At 61.1% G+C, this 3,947-nt stretch carries 3 protein-coding genes; all 3 read right to left on the minus strand.

The features are described from left to right. Positions 1 to 29: 29 nt before the first annotated feature. From Q0Z93_RS09855 to Q0Z93_RS09865, 3 genes are read right to left on the minus strand one after another with little or no spacing between them, the layout of a single operon-like run. Positions 30 to 1,235 carry an amidohydrolase family protein gene (locus tag Q0Z93_RS09855; RefSeq protein WP_298065070.1) on the minus strand — a complete coding sequence of 402 codons (1,206 nt, stop codon included), beginning with the start codon at positions 1,233 to 1,235 and terminating at the stop codon, positions 30 to 32. Next, a complete protein-coding gene (locus tag Q0Z93_RS09860) occupies positions 1,168 to 2,064 on the minus strand; it encodes a hypothetical protein (protein ID WP_298065071.1) in 897 nt (298 codons plus the stop codon). The genes Q0Z93_RS09855 and Q0Z93_RS09860 overlap by 68 nt, the downstream gene beginning before the upstream one ends. Next, entirely contained in the window at positions 2,061 to 3,269 is a 1,209-nt protein-coding gene (locus Q0Z93_RS09865) for an ABC transporter permease (RefSeq protein ID WP_298065072.1), read from the minus strand. The genes Q0Z93_RS09860 and Q0Z93_RS09865 overlap by 4 nt, the downstream gene beginning before the upstream one ends. Positions 3,270 to 3,947: the final 678 nt, after the last annotated feature.

Below are 3,947 nucleotides of genomic sequence, written 5' to 3' on the forward strand. Positions count from 1 at the left end.
CAAACATAGGGTAGTGATTAATCGAACCGTTAAAATAAACGTACCGTGCGGGCATCGTCCGTAAGCCGCATAGACCTGAAATCCACCCCCGTCAGCAGCACCGCCCCCGGACGTTTGCCCGCCTCGAAACTTCCGATTTCGTCAGCAAATCCCAGCGACAGCGCCCCATTCAGCGTCGCCCACTGTAAAATCGCCGCCAAAGGTATCCCCGGATTATGTTCGGAGAGCCACTTGATCTCCTCCGCCAGCGACAGCGACGTATTCGACGACAGACTGTCCGTCCCCAGCGCCACCCGCGCCCCCGCCTCATACAGCATTTGCGCCGGCGGGAAATCCGCATCGATATAGTAATTCGACCGCGGGCAAAGCACGAACGTCACATCCTCGAAATAATTCAGAATCAAGTCCATATCCCGGTGCCGCATCTGCGTGTTATGGATCAGCACCAAATGCGCATCCCTCGGCAAAGAAGCCACCAGCCGCTCCGCATGCCCCCCGTAAGCCAGAAAATCCGGTTCCCGTCCCGCCGCCCCCTTCACCATCTCGTAAATCCCCCCTCTTCGGTCGAAAAACTCCACCTCCGCCGGCGTCTCCATAAAATGGATCGACATCCGCGGCGAATCCGCCCCCAGCCTGAACAGTTTGTCCGACATGAAATAGGTCGAATGCTGCGTCGGCGTGATAGCCAAGCCGTCCCGAGCAGCCTCCGCCAGCAGCGGGTCCACCGCCCGGTGGTAAAGGCCCTCCGCCTCATCGTCCGCCGGCATCCCGAAAAACTCCGCAAACGTATGGTACCGCGTCCTTCCCTCCCGCATCGCCCTGACCTTGGCCGGGAACGAAGTCGTATCGTTGCTGATGTCCCCCACCGCCTGAATCCCCTCCCGCCACATCGACAAATCCTCCTCGACCGCCCGCGCGACCTGAACCTCGCGCGAATAATCGTTGCGTTTGGACACCACATGCTCGATGAACCTCACCATGCCCACGTGCTGCGGAATCGCACCCTTGAAAAAAGAAAGTTCCAGGTGACAATGGGCATTGGTCATGCCCGGGATCAGAATACCGTTGTGGTATTCGGTTTGCGGCAGAGAGTCGATGTTTTCGCACTGCTCCGCGCCGATGACCGTGCCGTCGGAGGCGAAATGCACCACCCCGTTGCGCACGAGCTTACCGTCGGAGGCCAGGAGGTACGGGGCCGCCACATTTCGCGAGACTGTCGAGACAGCGTCTTTCATAATAAGGATATAATTGAGTCGGGAATCCGGTGATCCGTTCCAGGAACAAAGCACGCGCCTGACGCACAGGCAGGACATGCACCAGCCGGAAGCCCGCCAGGTAACAGGTATCCTTGGGCAGATCCGTCCGCACGGTTTCCGACAAGGCGATCTCCAGCAGTTTGACCTCCGGCCCCACGCTGATTTCTCCCGAATAAGCGACGGTATCCTTCGCCGTCGGGAGCCACAGCGTGGTCTCCGTGGTTTTCCCTCCCTGCGTCGTCCGCCGGCTGCGTACCGACTTGGTGTAGGAACGGGCATGACCGCCCGTCGAATAATCGAACTCGATCCGATAGATGCCCGGCGCCACGGACGAATCCTCCGGCACCCGCCCGGCATAACTCACCTTGTAACCGTCGAGCCTGCCCAGCAGCACCGTATCGCTTCGGAACACCGTATCGGCTGTCCGCGCCTGCGCGGTCGAGTCGATCCGCAGCTGTTCCTCGTACCGGCCCTCGGCGTCGATCCGCGCCAGCTTGATGTCGCTGGCCACGCCGTTCAGGATATTGGCCAGCGGATTGCTCTTCCGCATAGACATTTCACGGATCGTGAACCGGAAATCCTCCATCGTGTAGCCGTATTTCCGGAGAATCCCGGTGTGCACGTCGAGCGAGTCGATCGGCGTTCCACCCGCAGCCGGCCGATCCACCTGAAGAATCGCCTGGCTCACCAGCGCTTCGCGCATGATCGAGCGCATATCCCCCTCCGGTATGGCTTTCGGCCCGCGATGGCACGAAGCCAGCGCCAAGACCGAAACCACCGCCCAAAATATATGTCTGTATCTTGTCATTTCCGTTTAATCAGCCCGGCGGCCGTCAATGCGCTCACCGCCATGCCCAGCAACAATACCCCTCCCGCCACGACGATCAGGTCGGACAGCTCGATCCGCACCGGATAGGCATCCATAAGAAACGCGTCTCCGGCCAGTTTTATGATTCCGGCCTGCTGTTGCAGGACGGCGAATCCCACTCCGAGCAAAATCCCCGCCGCCACGCCGCAGGCCGCAATCAGCGTCCCTTCCCAGGCAAAGATGCGCCTCAACAGCGCCGGCGTGCCGCCCATAGCCAGCAACATCTCCCGGTCACGCTCTTTGTCGGCTGCCAGCATCACCACCGATCCCACCAGGCTCAGCGCGGCGATCAGCACCACGAACATCAGCAGCAGGTAGATCACCCACTTTTCCTGCTCCACCATTCGATAGACGGTCTCTTTCTGCTCGAAGCGGGTCTTCACCTCGAATCCCGGCCCTGCTGCGGTTGCGACCGCGCGCTTGCCCGCTTCAGGCGATATATCTTCTTTGAGCCGGATCTCCAGCGATGAAACCTGATCCCCTGCCCCCATCAGCCGCCGCGCGAACTCCAGCGGCACGAAGATGTACCGGGAGTCGGTCTGCTCGTCCAGCGCGTAAATTCCTCCGGGGCGTATGTTCGCTGTCCGATAGTAAGACATGGGCAGAAAAGAGGCTGCCGAACTGTTGCTTCCCGGACGAATGGCATAAATCCGCAACGGTTCCGGAAAGGCGGTCTGCACGCCCAGCGCATAAGCCACTCCTTGTCCGACGACCGCTTCGCCCGGATCGCCGTACTGCAACCGGTATCTGCCCTGCACCATCCGCCGCGCGATGGGCACCACGTCCCGGTAAGCGGAGTCCACTCCGCGCATGACGGCGATCCACTGGCGGTCGGAATAGGTGATCAGCACATTCTGCTCGGCGGTGGCGCTCACGGTCTCCACTTCGGGCAAGGCTGCGATTTTTCCGCACAGCCCGGCGGCGTCGAACAGCTGTCCCTGCCGCGGGGTCAGACGCAGGTCGGAGTCGAATTCGCTGTACATCTTCCCGATGAAATCCCCCAGCCCGTTGTGGAACGAAAGGATCACGACCAGTGCCGTCACGGGCACTGCGACGGCCACAAAGCTCACTCCGGCGATCCAATTGATCACTGAGCGGGATTTCCGGCTGAAAAGATGTTTGCGGGCGATGAATAACGGTAGCATAACGTCCTGCTGCGTGGCGTACAAAGGTACGATTTATTTTTAACCGTTGCGATCTTTGGGGTCGCTGGCGTCTGCGGTGCCGCGCGGCTCCCGATCCGCAGCCGTTGGCCGTTTCTTTCGTTAGTTCCAGTCATTGTTGTTGGAATCCGATAAACCGCGACCTTGGGTCGCGCGCCCAGCGTCGCCCCACGCGGAGGGTGCAACGTTCGCTACGCTTACTTGCTCCTCCGCCGGCGTCGGACAGTACTGCTGGGCACCCGATCCGGGCTGGAACTACCCTTTCTTGGCCGGAGCCAGCGGGGCCGCATAGCGAGCCAAGCGAGTTGCGGTCCTTCGCGGGGCGAAGCTCCGGCCCGCCCGCTTCGCGGGATTTTCGGGCACTGTTACGGGAGGCTGCGGCCCGCAGTACCTTGCGGCACGCAAAACGATTAGACACCGGCATTCTTACCTGGTCGTATAACTATCTCTTAACCGGCGCCAGCGGAGGTGTTTAGGGTAGTTACAGCCCGGTTCGAGCACTGAACGGCACCGGGTCGGGCGCCCGGGAGAGAACGCAACGAGCTCTGCCGAGTTGCGGGCCTCCCGACGGGGAGGCGTCCGGCCCGACATGGGGAGATCGCAGCCGAACCGAGTTTCCACCGGCGCGCAGGTTTTGTTCGGGGTAATTCCGGCCCAAGC

Source organism: uncultured Rikenella sp., from assembly GCF_947628055.1.
Classification (GTDB): Bacteria; Bacteroidota; Bacteroidia; order Bacteroidales; family Rikenellaceae; genus Rikenella.